The sequence below is a fragment of the Winogradskyella jejuensis genome, from assembly GCF_900129745.1.
Taxonomy (GTDB): Bacteria; Bacteroidota; Bacteroidia; order Flavobacteriales; family Flavobacteriaceae; genus Winogradskyella; species Winogradskyella jejuensis.
In genome coordinates, this window is sequence record NZ_FQWS01000001.1 from 1,522,848 (window position 1) to 1,538,491 (window position 15,644).

Annotated in this window: 10 protein-coding genes; 9 read left to right on the top strand and 1 reads right to left on the bottom strand. The window is 35.6% G+C overall.

What is annotated here, in order from left to right; genetic code table 11:
• Positions 1 to 11 precede the first annotated feature (11 nt).
• The 5 genes from BUB95_RS07105 to BUB95_RS07125 all read left to right on the top strand — a co-directional run bounded on the left by BUB95_RS07105 (position 12) and on the right by BUB95_RS07125 (position 10,636).
• Positions 12 to 2,444 carry a TIM-barrel domain-containing protein gene (locus BUB95_RS07105; RefSeq protein WP_073084716.1) on the top strand — a complete coding sequence of 811 codons (2,433 nt, stop codon included), beginning with the start codon at positions 12 to 14 and terminating at the stop codon, positions 2,442 to 2,444.
• Between the two features lie 7 nt (positions 2,445 to 2,451).
• Positions 2,452 to 4,344 carry an alpha-amylase family glycosyl hydrolase gene (locus BUB95_RS07110; protein WP_073084718.1) on the top strand — a complete coding sequence of 631 codons (1,893 nt, stop codon included), beginning with the start codon at positions 2,452 to 2,454 and terminating at the stop codon, positions 4,342 to 4,344.
• A gap of 7 nt (positions 4,345 to 4,351) precedes the next feature.
• Positions 4,352 to 6,031, top strand: coding sequence for an alpha-amylase family glycosyl hydrolase (locus tag BUB95_RS07115; protein WP_073084721.1), 1,680 nt, complete (start codon positions 4,352 to 4,354; stop codon positions 6,029 to 6,031).
• A gap of 2 nt (positions 6,032 to 6,033) precedes the next feature.
• Positions 6,034 to 8,160 (top strand): glycoside hydrolase family 97 protein, encoded by a 2,127-nt coding sequence (locus BUB95_RS07120; RefSeq protein WP_073084723.1) that lies wholly within the window; start codon positions 6,034 to 6,036, stop codon positions 8,158 to 8,160.
• 133 nt (positions 8,161 to 8,293) lie between these two features.
• Positions 8,294 to 10,636 (top strand): GAF domain-containing protein, encoded by a 2,343-nt coding sequence (locus BUB95_RS07125; RefSeq protein ID WP_073085142.1) that lies wholly within the window; start codon positions 8,294 to 8,296, stop codon positions 10,634 to 10,636.
• Here BUB95_RS07125 and BUB95_RS07130 read toward each other — a convergent pair.
• On the bottom strand, positions 10,633 to 11,832 hold the full coding sequence (locus BUB95_RS07130) for a Pycsar system effector family protein (protein ID WP_073084726.1): 1,200 nt from the start codon (positions 11,830 to 11,832) through the stop codon (positions 10,633 to 10,635). The genes BUB95_RS07125 and BUB95_RS07130 overlap by 4 nt on opposite strands.
• A gap of 145 nt (positions 11,833 to 11,977) precedes the next feature.
• Between BUB95_RS07130 and BUB95_RS07135 the strand changes: the two genes are divergently transcribed.
• From BUB95_RS07135 to BUB95_RS07150, 4 genes are read left to right on the top strand one after another with little or no spacing between them, the layout of a single operon-like run.
• The gene (locus BUB95_RS07135) at positions 11,978 to 12,259 is read left to right on the top strand and encodes a DUF427 domain-containing protein (RefSeq protein WP_073084728.1); all 282 of its coding nucleotides are present in this window, start codon (positions 11,978 to 11,980) and stop codon (positions 12,257 to 12,259) included.
• 10 nt (positions 12,260 to 12,269) lie between these two features.
• A complete protein-coding gene (locus tag BUB95_RS07140; protein ID WP_073084731.1) occupies positions 12,270 to 13,490 on the top strand; it encodes a bifunctional alpha/beta hydrolase/OsmC family protein in 1,221 nt (406 codons plus the stop codon).
• Between the two features lie 6 nt (positions 13,491 to 13,496).
• On the top strand, positions 13,497 to 14,660 hold the full coding sequence (gene egtB, locus BUB95_RS07145; protein WP_083573329.1) for an ergothioneine biosynthesis protein EgtB: 1,164 nt from the start codon (positions 13,497 to 13,499) through the stop codon (positions 14,658 to 14,660).
• A 1-nt stretch (position 14,661) separates the two neighbouring features.
• Positions 14,662 to 15,600, top strand: a complete 939-nt coding sequence (locus tag BUB95_RS07150) for an L-histidine N(alpha)-methyltransferase (protein ID WP_073084734.1) — start codon at positions 14,662 to 14,664, stop codon at positions 15,598 to 15,600.
• Positions 15,601 to 15,644: the final 44 nt, after the last annotated feature.

The window sequence follows — 15,644 nt, forward strand, 5'->3', positions numbered from 1 at the left end:
TCATCGTTCTTATGAAGAAATCAATATATACACTTTTAGCTCTTTTACTATTTCACTTTGGCTTTACCCAAAACCCAAACCGCGTTTATCAATCCCATAATGAAGAAAATGGCGTGTTTTCGGTAACTACTAACGACGGTAAATATATGTTTCAGTTTTATTCTGAAGATATTTTAGAAACAACATTTATACCGAATGGAGAAAATCAGAATCTAAACTCTCATGCTGTGGTTTTAAAGCCGCAAAATATTGATGCAAAATACAAGTATGTTGGTAACGTCATTTCATATTCGAGCAAATCGCTCTCAGTAAATGTAATAACCGAACCATTTCAGGTTTCCTATTCTTATCAAGGTAAACCAATCATCTCCGAAAAACGAGGCTATTACAAAAGTGCTCATCAACCCATGGAAATGGTTAAAGGCAATATCATCGCCGATGAAACCGAAAAAATAGAATTCAATCTCACGCCAGACGAAGTGTTGTATGGTGGCGGCGCACGCGCTTTGGGGATGAATCGTCGTGGACACCGTTTACCACTTTTCAACAGAGCACATTACGGCTACGAAACCGAATCTAAATTGATGAATTTCACCATGCCTATTGTAGCATCGTCTAATCAATATATGATTCATTTCGATAACGCACCAATTGGCTATCTAGATTTAGACAGCAAAAAGGATAATACACTAACTTACGAAACAGTTTCTGGACGTAAAACTTATCAAATCATAGCTGGAAATTCTTGGTACGACATCATCGAAAACTACACCAACTTAACAGGAAAACAGCCCATGTTGCCACGTTGGGCTTTAGGTAATTTCTCAAGCCGATTTGGCTACCATTCCCAAAAAGAAGTCGAAGCAACGATAGCCAAGTTTAAAGAAGAGAAAATTCCTGTAGACGCTATAATCTTAGATTTGTATTGGTTTGGTAAAGACATAAAAGGCACAATGGGTAATTTGGAAGTATTTAGAGATTCCTTCCCAGATTTTGAAGGCATGATAGCACGACTTAAAACACAAGGCGTAAAAACTATTCCTATTACAGAGCCTTTTGTATTAACCACATCCAAAAAATGGGACAAAGCTGTACAGAAAGATATTTTAGCCAAGGACTCCATTGGTAATCCTGCACGTTACGATTTTTACTTTGGTAACACAGGTATCATCGATATTTACAAACCAGAAGGCGAAGCTTGGTTTTGGGATATTTATAAAGGTTTAGCAGATAAGAGCGTTGCTGGTGTTTGGGGTGATTTAGGCGAACCAGAAGTACATCCAAATTGGGTACAGCATCATACGGGCACTGCCGCGGAAGTTCATAATATTTATGGTCACGATTGGGCTAGATTGGTATATGAAGGTTATAAAAGAGATTTCCCTAACCAACGTCCATTCATTTTAATGCGTGCAGGATATTCGGGTTCACAACGCTACGGCATGGTGCCTTGGTCTGGCGATGTTAATCGTACTTGGGGTGGATTGCAAAGTCAACCTGAAATTGCCTTACAAATGGGACTACAAGGTCTAGCTTATATGCACAGCGATTTAGGTGGTTTTGCTGGAGCAAACTTAGACGACGAGCTATATGCGCGTTGGTTACAATACGGCGTTTTTCAACCAATTTTTAGACCTCATGCACAAGAAGATGTGCCTAGTGAGCCAATTTACAGAAGCGAAAAAGCAAAGCGTTTAGCCTCTTTTGCCATAGAAATGCGCTATAGATTATTGCCTTACAATTATCATTTAATGGCTTTAAATCATATTGAAGGAACACCGTTAATGCGCCCGCTGTTCTTCGAAGAGCCAGAGAATATAGAATTATACACATACTCCAAAACCTATTTATGGGGACAAGATATTTTGGTGTCTCCTGTTTTGGAAGCAGGACTAAAAACGCAAGAGGTTTATTTTCCAAAAACTGCTAATTGGTTTAATATAGAAACTGATGAAATTATTGAAGGCGGACAAACCAAAGCCATAGAGTTACATCCTGCATATATCCCAACTTATGTGCGTGCTGGTGCTTTTATACCATTAGCTAAGACCATGCAATCTACGGAAGACTACGATGCTAATACGTTTCAACTTCAGTATTATCATGACGCATCTGTAAAAGAATCAGAACGTGAGTTTTATTTCGATGATGGAAAAACAGCAAATGCAATTGAAAAAGGAATGCATGAACTTTTAGAATTTGAAGCTGAGCAAAAAGGGGCTTGGCTAAACATCGAATTTGAAGCTGAGATAGGAGACAATTATAATTCAGAAGCAAAACAGATTTCGCTAACAATTCATAATATTCAGAAACAGCCAAAGCGAATTAAAATTGATGGCAAAAAGCTTGAAGGTAAATACAATTCAGAATATAAAACCTTAACCTTAGATGTTGTTTGGGATACGTCGAAAGAAAAAGAAATTAGAATAAAGTTGAATAAATAATTCAAGAATGAAAAAACATAAAGTAATTATAGCTACTATAATTTTAATAGGTTTTTACAGCTGTAAAAATGAAACTGAAGAGGCATCTCTGTCAAAAACTAACGTTGAAGATATCAAAACAAATATGAAGAAAAAAGAAGTCGTTTATCAAGTATTTACAAGACTCTTCGGAAACACAAACACAACAAACAAACCTTGGGGAACTATTGAAGAAAATGGCGTTGGGAAGTTTAACGATTTTACCGAAAAGGCATTAAAAGAGATAAAGGATTTAGGTGTTACTCATATTTGGTATACAGGTGTACCGCATCATGATGTCATCACAGATTACACTAAATATGGTATTTCTAACGACGACCCAGATATTGTAAAAGGTCGTGCAGGCTCGCCTTATGCCGTTAAAGATTATTACAATGTTAATCCAGATTTGGCTGAAAATGTTGAAAATCGACTTGAAGAATTTGAAGCTTTAGTAGAACGTTCGCACAATGCTGGTCTTAAAGTAATTATAGATATTGTACCTAATCATGTTGCACGAAACTATAAAAGTATTACAAATCCAGATGCTTCTACAGATTTTGGAGCTGAAGACGATACATCCGTTGCGTATCATGTTAACAACAACTTTTATTACAATCCCGGTGAAGCGTTTAAAGTACCCGAGTGGAAAAATGGATATCAACCTTTAGGAGGTGAAAATCATCCTTTAGCAGATGGTAAGTTTGAAGAAGTGCCTGCAAAATGGACAGGTAATGGTTCTAGGGCATCACAACCCGATATGTATGATTGGTACGAAACGGTGAAGGTCAATTATGGCGTTTCGCCAGATGGAAAAAAGGATTTTGATGAACTTCCCGAAGGTTATGATAATGAAGGCTACAGAAAACATTTTGAATTTTGGAGTAATAAAAATGTGCCGCATTCTTGGATAAAATTCAAAGATATCGCGTTGTATTGGACCGCTAAAGGTGTTGATGGTTTCCGATTTGATATGGCGGAGATGGTACCCGTTGAGTTTTGGAGCTATATGAACTCAGCTATTAAAATGAAAAATCCAGATGCCTTTTTATTGGCAGAAGTTTACAATCCAAGTTTATATCGTGATTATATCAAAAAAGGAAAGATGGACTATTTGTACGATAAAGTTCAATTGTATGACACTTTGAAACACGTTATGCAAGGGCATGGTAAAACAGATAATATTCCGCCAATTTTTGAGGACTTATCAGATATTGAGCATCACATGCTTCATTTTTTAGAAAACCATGACGAGCAACGTATTGCGAGCCCAGATTTTGCCGGCAATGCTGAAAAAGGAAAGCCTGCTATGGTGGTTTCTGCAACAGCAACAACAGCGCCTACGATGGTTTATTTTGGTCAAGAATTTGGAGAGCCAGGCGCAGAAGATTTAGGTTTTGGCGACCCAACCCGAACTTCGATTTTCGATTATGGAAGTGTGCCAAGTCTAGTGCGTTGGGTAAATGATAAAAATTTTGATGGCGGACAATCTACAAAAGAGGAGTTAGAGTTACGAGATTTCTACAAAAGACTACTCAACTTTACGATTAATAGCTCAGCGCTAATGGGCGAGTATTACGATATTCATTTGTATAACCGGCAGCATACTGAGTGGTATAATGACAAGGTGTTGAGTTTTGTGCGTTGGTCCGATGAAGAAAAACTGATTATTGTCTCAAATTTTAATGATGAAAACACCTATGGTTTTGACTTGCAATTACCAGAAGATTTAATTTCAAAATTAAAATTAACTGATGGTTTGTATGAAGTGGAAGACCAATTGTACGGTAATTATGCTTCAAAATTAAAAGTCGAAAACGGAAAGGCTTCAGTACGCATAGATATTAAGCCTTTAGAATCGTTTATATTAAAAATAAAATAGTAAATAAATGAAAAAATTAATCCTGGTTATAGTTGCCATTACAGCATTTAGTTGCAATAATTCAAAAACAGAATCAAATAAGTCTGAAGCTTTAACAGCAAAATCTGAGACAGAAACAGTAAGTGAAAATGTGTTTCCTTGGGAAGCAGCTAACATCTATTTTCTGTTAACCGACCGTTTTAATAACGCTGATACGTCTAACGATTTAATGTACGGAAGACAAGATGATGCCGCGGTTTTACGCGGATATAAAGGTGGCGACTTAAAAGGTGTTACTCAAAAAATTAACGAAGGCTATTTTACAGACTTGGGTATTAATGCCATTTGGATGACACCGATTGTAGAGCAAATTCACGGCAGCACAGATGAAGGTACCGGAAAAAGTTATGGCTTTCATGGGTATTGGACAAAAGACTGGACGGCTATCGATGCTAATTTAGGAACTCGAGAAGATTTAAAAGCATTGGTGGATGCCGCGCATAGCAAAGGTATACGCGTTGTTTTAGATGCTGTAATTAATCACACAGGACCAGTCACCGAAAAAGACCCTGTTTGGCCAGGCGATTGGGTACGTACAGAGCCACAATGCGAGTACACAAATTACGAAAACACCACATCGTGTACGCTCGTTAAAAATCTTCCAGACATAAGAACTGATAGTAACGAAAATGTAGAATTACCGCCACAACTTGTAGCTAAATGGAAAGCCGAAGGGCGCTATGAGCAAGAGGTAAAAGAACTTGATGCCTTTTTTGAGCGCACAGGTCATCCTCGTGCGCCGCGTTTTTACATCATGAAATGGTTAACGGATTACATTACCGACTTTGGAATTGATGGTTACCGTTGTGATACAGTAAAACATACGGAGCCATACGTGTGGCAAGAATTTAAAACCGAGTGTGATTATGCGTTTGCACAATACAAAGCTAATAATCCTGAGAAGGTTTTAGATGATACAAACTTTTATTTGGTAGGCGAAATTTATAACTATGGGATTAGTGGCGGAAAACTATTCGATTTTGGAGATAAAAAAGTGAACTTTTACGACGATAAGTTTTCGAGTCAAATAAATTTTGAATTTAAATGGAACGCCAAACAAATGCCTGCAAATGATGTATTTAAAAAGTATGATGATATCCTTCAAAATGAATTAAAAGGCTACAGCGTACTTAATTACATGTCATCTCATGACGACGGACAACCATTTGATAAAACTCGCGAAAAACCATACGAAACAGCAACCTTACTTTTCTTAACTCTAGGGGCATCTCAAGTGTACTATGGTGACGAAATTGCCAGAGAGCTTATTGTTGATGGCGCTACAGGAGATGCCAATTTACGCTCGTTAATGGATTGGGATAAAGCAACAAATAATCCTGAAACTCAAAAGATTTTAACCCATTGGCAAAAGTTAGGGCAGTTTACAGCAACACACCCAGCGGTTGGTGCTGGGAAGCATCAATTAATATCTGATGATAACGGATTGATTTTCTCTCGTGTAAGAGAAAATGATAAAATTATAGCAGGAATTAACCTTTCTAAAGGTGAAAAATCAATTAAAGTGTCTTCGATATTTGAAGACGGTACTAATTTGAAAGATTTTTATTCGGGTAAAGAGATGAAAGTTGAAAACGGTGCTGTTACTGTAGATTCCCCATTCGATATCGTATTATTAGAAGAGAAATAACGATGAAACTACAAGCCTTTTCCATAGCATTAATTGCTTTATTGTGTTTCTCCTGTAATTTGAGAAATGATAATTCAGCAAAATTAAAAGTTGAATCACCAAATGGTAAAATAGCTGTTGAGCTTGAATTAGATAAACTAGGTCAACCATTTTATCATGTACAATTCAATAATAAAACAGTTGTAGATACGTCTTATTTAGGATTTGATTTCATTGATGCAAAACCAATAAAAGACAACCTAAAAGTCATTAGCGCTAGCGTGAATAGCTTCAATGAAACCTGGGAAATGCCATGGGGCGAACAAGGAAAAGTTGAGAATAATTACAGATATCTTACTATTCAACTTGAAGAAACTGTAGCGCCAAACCGAAAAATTGCATTAACCTTTAAAGTTTACGATGACGGTATTGGCTTTAGATACGAGTTTCCAGAACAAGACGGATGGGATGAAGTTTTAATTAAAGAGGAAGAAACTCAATTCAATCTTACAGAAGACTACATGACCTTTTGGATTCCTGGCGATTGGGATATTTACGAGCACTTATACAGTACAACAAAATTATCAGAAATTGATGCGCCTCAATACGCAGAGCACGTCAATTTAGCTCAAACGTATATCCCCGAGAATGCCGTAAATACGCCTGTAACAATGGTGGGTAATGAAGGTGTGCATTTAAGCTTTCATGAAGCAGCTTTGGTGGATTACTCTGGGATGACTCTAAAAGTTGACACAGAGAATTTAAGTTTAAAAAGCCACCTAGTTGGCTCTGAAAATACCGATTACAAAGTAAAACGACAATTACCCTTCAATACACCTTGGCGTACCATTCAAATTACAGATAATGCACCAGAATTAATAGCGTCTAACCTCATTGTTAACCTTAATGAGCCAAACAAGTTAGGTGATGTCTCTTGGTTTAAGCCAATGAAATATACAGGTGTTTGGTGGGAAATGCATCTAGGTAAATCGTCTTGGGATTACGGCATGGAAATGGTTGATGGCCAATGGACAGATACAGGAAAAGCTCATGGACGCCATGGCGCAACAACAGAAAATGTAAAGCGTTTTATAGATTTTTCTGCTAAGAATAATATTGGTGGCGTTTTAGTCGAAGGATGGAATACAGGTTGGGAACGTTGGATTGGTTTTGAAGACCGCGAAGGTGTTTTCGATTTTGTAACACCTTATCCAGACTATGATTTGGATGAGGTTACCAGATATGCTAAGGAAAAAGGCGTTGAGATTATAATGCATCACGAAACTTCTGCGGCAACTGAAACCTACGAAAAACAACAAGATACGGCATATGCGCTTATGCAGAAATATGGAATGCACGCTGTTAAATCGGGTTATGTTGGTAAGATTCTACCAAAAGGCGAATACCATCACGGACAATACATGGTCAACCAATATAATAATGCAGCGATTAAAGCAGCAAAATATGAAGTTGCCGTGAACGCGCATGAGCCTATAAAGGCTACAGGACTTCGCAGAACTTACCCAAATATTATTTCTAGAGAAGGTTTGCGAGGTCAAGAGTTTAATGCGTGGGCAGAAGACGGCGGCAATCCGCCAGAGCATTTGCCAATTATTGCATTCACTAGGATGTTAGCCGGACCGATAGATTTTACGCCTGGTATTTTCAATATTAAATTCAATGAGTATAAGACACAAAATCAAGTTAATACAACTCTAGCTCAGCAATTAGCCTTGTATGTTTTGATTTATAGTCCAATACAAATGGCTGCAGATTTAGTTGAGCATTACGAAGCAAATCCAGAGCCACTTCAATTTATAAAAGATGTTGGTGTAGATTGGAGCGACACCAAAGTTTTAAATGGTGTTGTTGGCGATTATGTGACGATAGCTCGAAAAGAAAAAGATACTGGCAATTGGTTTGTTGGCGGAATTACAGACGAAAATGCCAGGGATATTGATATAGATTTTAGTTTTTTAGATAAAAACGAAGACTACGAGGTTCGTATTTATAAAGATGGAACAGATGCACATTGGGATAAAAATCCGTTAGATATTCAAATTGAAATATTGGATATTGATGCATCTTCAACTTTAAAAATTAATCTAGCTGAAGGTGGCGGTTTTGCAATCTCTTTAATAAAAAAATAAATCGTACAAAGTCCGTAACAAATTGATTGTAAGATAGTCTTATGTAAAACGACTATTTTAAATATTTGTAACTTTGCTTCTAGATAAGATTTACGCTTTGGACATTAACGATAATATAGAATCACCTTTTGTAATGAAAGTCAGTTTTAATAAACTGCTTGCTCAATACGAAAGACTTATTAATGCAGACAATCATTTTATTGCTGCAAATGCTAAGCGAGTGCTCAAAATCGCTGATGATAATCCTGTATTAAGAGATGGTTTTAGTGATACCAATTTGTTTAAGCAATATGAGACTGAGATAGAAGGAATTCTACAAGATTCCTTTAGCCCGTTGTTGACTAATAACGAAATCAAAACAGCGACTATACCTTTTCATAACTTTATATTCAATGCCTCAGAGCGTTTTAAAAGCATACTAAAAACAGCTGGGAAAGATTTTGATTTACAAATCAAAAATATGCCAGAGGACCAGACTTACATCATAGCATGTACAATAATATTAAACTTCTGTTATGGGTTTAATCTTAATTTTAAGCGCCCTTTCTTTTATGAAATCCCTGATGCTAATGGGATAATGCGTTATTACAAGATTTTGTACAATGCAGATTTTATAGAAATAATTCCAAAAAAAGATACACCAAAAATTACTCAAGAAGACTATGATGAGCTTCTGGATAATTTTGAGAACATAGAATTATGGAAATCTAAATTTCCCCCAAGTAGTTATGATTTTAAAGGCTTTATCATATCCAACATTTTTGATGTTACTGACGATCAGTCTATATCAAACATCAAGTCTACGCTTATTGGAGAAGATAAGCGTAAAGACGAAAATTTTATGGAAGACTTCCATGAAATCTTTAGATCTTTACTTGGGCTTAAAGACATAAAAGTCGGTTTCTCGATTTACAATAAAGACGAAGATACTTTTGAGCGTGTCTACGGCGTAGGTATGAGCAGTTATTTACTTGACAAATTAGAAACTGCTCAATGTACAGATGCTCTATGTAACTGGTCTTACAATAGGTTATTGAAGGAGAATAAGTACTTCTCTATATCTGATGTAAACAAAATATATGAAAGTGGAAAATCCTGCGCCCCACACATAAAAGTTTTACATTCGCAAGGTATACAGAGTGCCATATTTGCACCTATTGCTAATGATGATGGTTTGATGGGAATCTTGGAGATTGTTTCTGAACAATCTAAAGTTCTTAATAGCATCAATGCCAACAAACTTATAGATGTAATGCCATTTATTATATCGGCAGTAGAGCGCAGCAAAAGTGAAGAAGAAAATCTTATTGAAGCTATAATTCAGCAAGAATGTACGTCTATACATACCAGCGTACATTGGCGTTTTGAAAAAGAAGCGCGTAACTTTATTAAAGATCAACTTAACGGTTTAGAGCCTAACTTTAATAAAATTGCTTTTGATGGCGTGTATCCGCTTTATGGACAGATTGATATTAAAGGCTCATCAGAGGCAAGAAATACAGCAACACAAAAAGATTTAACGCTTCAGTTGAATCAGATAAAAGATATAGTTTTAGAAGCTTGTAAGTTGGAGAATCTTCCTATATATGAGCAATATACCTTTCAAATTGAAAAGTATTTGAAAGATTTAAAAACAAACTTTCAAGTGGATAGCGAGCAGCGTATTTCAGGCTTCATAAAAGAAGAGATTGAGCCTATCCTAAAACACTTACTTACCATTGAAACTTTAAAAGTTAAAATCGATGAGTATTTCAATTCTATAGACGGGCAAACTAACGCTATTTATCATTACCGTAAACAATATGATGACACTATTTCTACAATTAATAGAGAAATGGCATCGCTGTTAGACCAAAAGCAGGTTGAAGCTCAAGCCATGTATCCGCACTACTTTGAGCGTTACAAAACTGATGGTGTAGAGCATAACATGTATATAGGAGAGTCTATTACAAAAGAAGATAGTTTTAATCCTATCTATCTTTACAATTTAAGGCTTTGGCAGATGCAGGTTATGTGCGAAATGGAGAATACTTATTATCAGATGCAAATCCAATCTAAATTCCCTGTGCAATTAGATGTGGCGTCCATGATTTTAGTGTTTAGTCAACCATTATCTATTAGTTTTAGAATGGATGAAAAGCAGTTTGATGTTGATGGAACATACAACGCCAGATACGAGATTGTAAAGAAACGAGTAGACAAAGCTTTTATAAAAGGGACTAACGAGCGCGTAACTCAAAAAGGCAAAATAACAATAGTGTACTCTCAGAAAGAAGACGAAAGAGAGTACTTAAGATACGTTAGATTTTTGCAGTCTAAGAATTATCTAGATACAGATGTAGAGATAGTTGAGCTAGAAGACTTACAAGCTGTCACTGGTCTTAAAGCTATACGCGTAAGTGTATTGTATCACAGAAGTGATAATGACAAGTCTTACTACACTTATGATGATTTAATGAAAGAAATAAGCTCTTAAAGACCTGTTTCTGCCATCGCAAACGATACAGCAAATGCTATAACACTAACAACTAAGCCTACAATAAAAACAGTATAAGTAGTGCGTAACAGGTTGTACTTTCTATTTAATACTAAGCCTAAAAAATATAAATCTTTGGTTAAGGAACCGTATAGATAATCTTTGTCTTTCATCATCTCTTGCATTGCCCATTCAAACTCATCGAGTTTCATTTGATGAAAGTTTCCAAAAAACAATAAATTCACTTTTTTGTTCGCTACATCTTCTTTAGAAAATTCTCCTTTAGTCACATTAGGTCTAGTAGCCATAACCGATAATATAATAGAAGCTACTGTTGATACCATAAAAATTAAGGTAGGATAAATTAAATAGGTATTTGATGGGTTGTCTAGTTTTGGTAATAAATTAGATAGCGCTACAGAAATGATAATAGCATTTACAGAGAGTAAAATGTTAGCCTTAGTGTCTGCAATATCACTTAAAGTAATATGATTTTTTAAGGCAACCCTAAACATGGTTTCTATGCCGCGGTCAGGTAATTCAAGCTTTTCTTTTTTAAATTTTAATTCTGCTTTTTTCTGCTTTAATTTCTCGGTACTCTCCTTAATTTTATTCTGGCTTTGTATAAGATTGGCTAAGTTTTTTCCCTTTCTACTTTCCCATTTACTAGTTGCTAATGCAGAGTAGAACGTATGGTTAGTTAAAAACTTAATATTCTCTTCTATCCATTCAGATTTAGAGACTTTTTTGTTAAGAGTTAATTCCCATTCCTTTCTTAGTAATGAGGCGTAATTATCATAGTTTTTACTCGATATGTGTGCAGAATCAGCATCTCTGATAAGACCTTCGAGTCTTGTTTTTGGCTCGTATGGCATCTCAGTAGCCATTATTATTTTAGAAACAGCTTCAATATCATCTTCAGAAACAGACTTAGATTTTAAAAATTCCGTAGCAATTTTTACACTTTCATCTTCGTGTCCTTTGATGGTTTTGGTAAACCCAGTGTCGTGAAACCACGCGGCTAGAAGAAGCTGTTGTTTTTCGTTATCTGACAAGTCACCGTCTTCAGATAGTTCTTTAGCTTTGCTCACTACGCGTTGTGTATGCGCAAGATTATGATACACAAATTTGGCATCTAGATTATCGTTTAAGTAGTGAGTTACAAAGCTCTCAGCGTCTTTTATTAGTGTTTCCATAAAAAAGAATTATTCACGAATTTAAGAATTATTTATGAGCAAAAAATACCGCATTACGCTAACTTGATAAATTTCAAAGAATTTAGAAAGCATCTTTCAATATTTACGACTATAAAATCTGATTAGTAACCAACACATAAACACCATGAAGGCCATCTGGAACAATACAATTATAGCAGAAAGTAACGATACCGTTATCATAGAGGGTAACCATTATTTTCCTCACAACAGTATAAAGTCACATTATTTTAAGCCAAGTGATACGCACACCGTTTGCCCTTGGAAAGGTACTGCATCTTATTATACATTAAATGTGGAAGGCAAAGAAAATAAAGACGCAGCATGGTTTTATCCTGAAGTTTCTGAGCTTGCAAAAGGTATAAAGAATAGAGTAGCTTTTTGGCGAGGCGTAACTGTTGAAGAATAATCTAAATAATATGAAAAGTAAAAAACTTAAGATAGAAAACAGAAAAGGCTTACTTCTTAATGCGCAATTAGAATTGCCAGCTAATCAGAAGCCTAATTACTACGCTATTTTTGCCCATTGCTTTACATGTAGCAGCAGTTTAAGTGCGGTGCGCCACATAAGTAGAGCACTAACTCAAGATGGTTTTGCAGTTGTAAGGTTCGATTTTACGGGATTAGGAAGAAGTGAAGGCGAGTTTGCGGATAGTCATTTCTCGGCTAATGTAGAAGATTTAGTCGATGTGCACAGTTACATAACTCAACATTTTGAAGCGCCAAGTTTATTGGTTGGTCATTCTCTTGGAGGTGCAGCCGTATTAGTAGCAGCGTCTCAAATAGAAGAAGTCAAAGCTGTGGCAACAATAGGAGCACCAGCTGATGTAGCACATGTAAAGCATCATTTTTCGCACGGTATCGAAGCTGTAAAAGAAAAAGGTGAAGTAGAAATAAATATTGGAGGAAGACCGTTTAAAATCAATCAAGGCTTTGTTGAAGCTTTTGATAATACAGATTTACCATCTGTAGTAAGAGAAATGCGAAAACCCATATTGGTCATGCATTCACCATTTGATACAATTGTTGCTGTAGAGAATGCAAAAAAGATATACGACAGTGCTTTTCATCCAAAGAGTTTTGTATCTCTAGATAATGCCGACCATTTACTAACTCAAGAAAAGGATAGCCAATATGCGGGAGAAGTCATTGGCACTTGGGCAAAACGTTATTTTCCTAAAGTTGAAAATAGAATGTTAGACACTCAGGGCGAACAACTTGTTGGGTATCTCAACATAGTAGAAGATAATTTTACTACCTCTATACAAACCAAAAATCATACAATGATTGCTGATGAGCCAGCGAGTATTGGCGGTGCTGATTTTGGACCTTCACCCTACGAATATCTCAATGCAGCGTTAGCAGCTTGTACGGTAATGACCTTAAAACTATATGCAGAACGAAAAAAGTGGGATTTAAAAGAAGTCTTTGTGTACATATCTCATTCTCGGAAACACAGTGATGACCTAAAGATTGAAGTTGATAAACCAAAATATTTAGACCATATAAGTAAGAAATTGAAATTTGTTGGTAACTTAGATGACCAGCAAAAAGAAAGATTAAAAGAGATTGCCTCGCGCTGCCCAGTCCACAAAACTATTGCTAGCGAAGTAATTTTTGACACAACGATATTAGAGTAATAACCTGTGGAAGTATTAACAAGCCAACCAACCATAAAAAAAAAATTTTTAGAAATTAGAAAGCATACCGAAGCTATATGTAGTTCGCTTCAGAAGGATGATTTTTCAGTGCAGCCTGTAGCATTTGTATCGCCACCAAAATGGCATTTGGGACACACTACCTGGTTTTTTGAGCAATTTGTGCTTTCGGTTTATAAGGAAGACTATACCTTATTTAGCGAAGACTTTGCTTTTTATTTTAATAGTTACTATAATAATGTTGGCGAACGAATTTTGCGTGTTAATAGAGGTAATATGACGCGTCCTACTACCGATGAAGTTTATAAATATAGAACATACATCAATCATCATTTATCTGAGTTTTTATCAAACGATGTAGACCAAGGTATTTTAGATTTAGTCGAAATTGGTTTACAGCATGAACAACAACATCAAGAGCTTTTGATGTATGATATTAAATACATTTTTGGAAATCAACCCGCATTTCCTGTTTTAGATACAACTGTAGAATTAAAACCTGAAACAACTCACGATTATTTAACCATCAAAGAAGGTCTATATGAGATAGGTCACAAAGGAAAAGATTTTTGTTTTGATAATGAACAGGGATTACATAAGGTTTATATACACAATTGTGAAATTTCAAAATCCTTGGTCACCAATGGTGAATATCTAGAATTTATTGAAGCTGGTGGTTACAGCAATTTTAATCTATGGCATGCTGATGGTTGGGATTGGGTGCAAAATAATAACATACAAGCACCAATGTATTGGCATAGAACAGAACAAGGCTACAAACAATATACTCTAAAAGGGCTCAAAGATTTAAATAAAGGTTTACCTGTAAGTCACATAAGTTTCTACGAAGCCTGGGCATTTGCAGAATGGAAAGAAATGCGTCTGCCAACCGAGTTTGAGTGGGAAGTTGCATCAAAGCAACTCAATTACGGTCAGCTTTGGGAGTGGACAAATAGTGCATATTTACCATATCCAAAATATCAAAAAGCCGAAGGAGCCATCGGCGAATATAACGGTAAATTCATGGTTAATACTATGGTTATGCGTGGTGCATCTATTGCAACTCCAAAAGACCACTCCAGACCAACTTACCGAAACTTTTTTACGCCAGAAACCAGATGGCAATTCTCTGGGATAAGACTCGCCAAATAGAATGACAGATACATTTGCAAAAGACGTACTTTCAGGACTCACAGCAGAAAAAAAGTACTTGTCTTCAAAATATTTTTACGACGATAACGGAAGTCGCATATTTCAAGAGATAATGAATATGCCAGAGTATTATCTCACCGATTCAGAATTCGAAATTCTTTCAATGCAATCTAAACAAATTATAGATGCATTAAAGTTTTCAGAACCATTTAATATCATAGAGTTGGGAGCAGGAGATGGTTTTAAAACGTTCAAGCTTTTAGAGTATTTAGTCAATCAAAATATAGACTTTAAATATGTGCCAATAGATATTTCTCAGGAGGCTATCGATATTTTAACTAATCGTCTTAAACAGAGACTACCAAGTTTAAATATAAGACCTAAAGTTGGAGATTATTTCGAAATTCTAAAGGTGAATAAAGAAAGTAATTACCCAAGTTTATTGCTTTTTTTAGGCTCAAATATCGGCAACTATAAACAAGAAAGAGCAGTAGAACTGCTGGAGCTTTTTAACGAGAATATGAAAAATGGAGATAAACTTCTTATTGGTATGGATTTAAAGAAGAATCCTATTATCATCCATAATGCATATTACGATAAACATGGTATTACCAAACGCTTTAATCTCAATCTTTTATTAAGAATCAATAGAGAGTTAGATGCTGATTTTAAAATCGATGACTTCGATTTTTATTGTCATTATAATCCGGATACAGGCGAGGTGAAAAGTTATATTGTGAGTTTAAGAAATCAAAAAGTTACTATCAAAAAACTCAATAAGACCTTCGATTTTGGATATAATGAGCTTATTTGGACTGAGCTTTCAAAAAAGTATGACTTGTTAGAAATTAAACAGCTAGCCAATATGGCAAATTTTAAACTCAATAATAACTTTTTGGATTGTAAACATCTGTTTGCAGATAGTTTGTGGGAAAAATGAATTTAAAAATGTAGTATCTTCGAGATGCAAAAAACACTATAAAT

Excerpts from the sequence above, each read along its gene's own strand:
- BUB95_RS07105 (WP_073084716.1), top strand. The coding sequence starts at position 12 with ATGAAGAAATCAATATATACACTTTTAGCTCTTTTACTATTTCACTTT.
- BUB95_RS07110 (WP_073084718.1), top strand. The coding sequence starts at position 2,452 with ATGAAAAAACATAAAGTAATTATAGCTACTATAATTTTAATAGGTTTT.
- BUB95_RS07115 (WP_073084721.1), top strand. The coding sequence starts at position 4,352 with ATGAAAAAATTAATCCTGGTTATAGTTGCCATTACAGCATTTAGTTGC.
- BUB95_RS07120 (WP_073084723.1), top strand. The coding sequence starts at position 6,034 with ATGAAACTACAAGCCTTTTCCATAGCATTAATTGCTTTATTGTGTTTC.
- BUB95_RS07125 (WP_073085142.1), top strand. The coding sequence starts at position 8,294 with ATGAAAGTCAGTTTTAATAAACTGCTTGCTCAATACGAAAGACTTATT.
- BUB95_RS07130 (WP_073084726.1), bottom strand. The coding sequence starts at position 11,832 with ATGGAAACACTAATAAAAGACGCTGAGAGCTTTGTAACTCACTACTTA.
- BUB95_RS07135 (WP_073084728.1), top strand. The coding sequence starts at position 11,978 with ATGAAGGCCATCTGGAACAATACAATTATAGCAGAAAGTAACGATACC.
- BUB95_RS07140 (WP_073084731.1), top strand. The coding sequence starts at position 12,270 with ATGAAAAGTAAAAAACTTAAGATAGAAAACAGAAAAGGCTTACTTCTT.
- BUB95_RS07150 (WP_073084734.1), top strand. The coding sequence starts at position 14,662 with ATGACAGATACATTTGCAAAAGACGTACTTTCAGGACTCACAGCAGAA.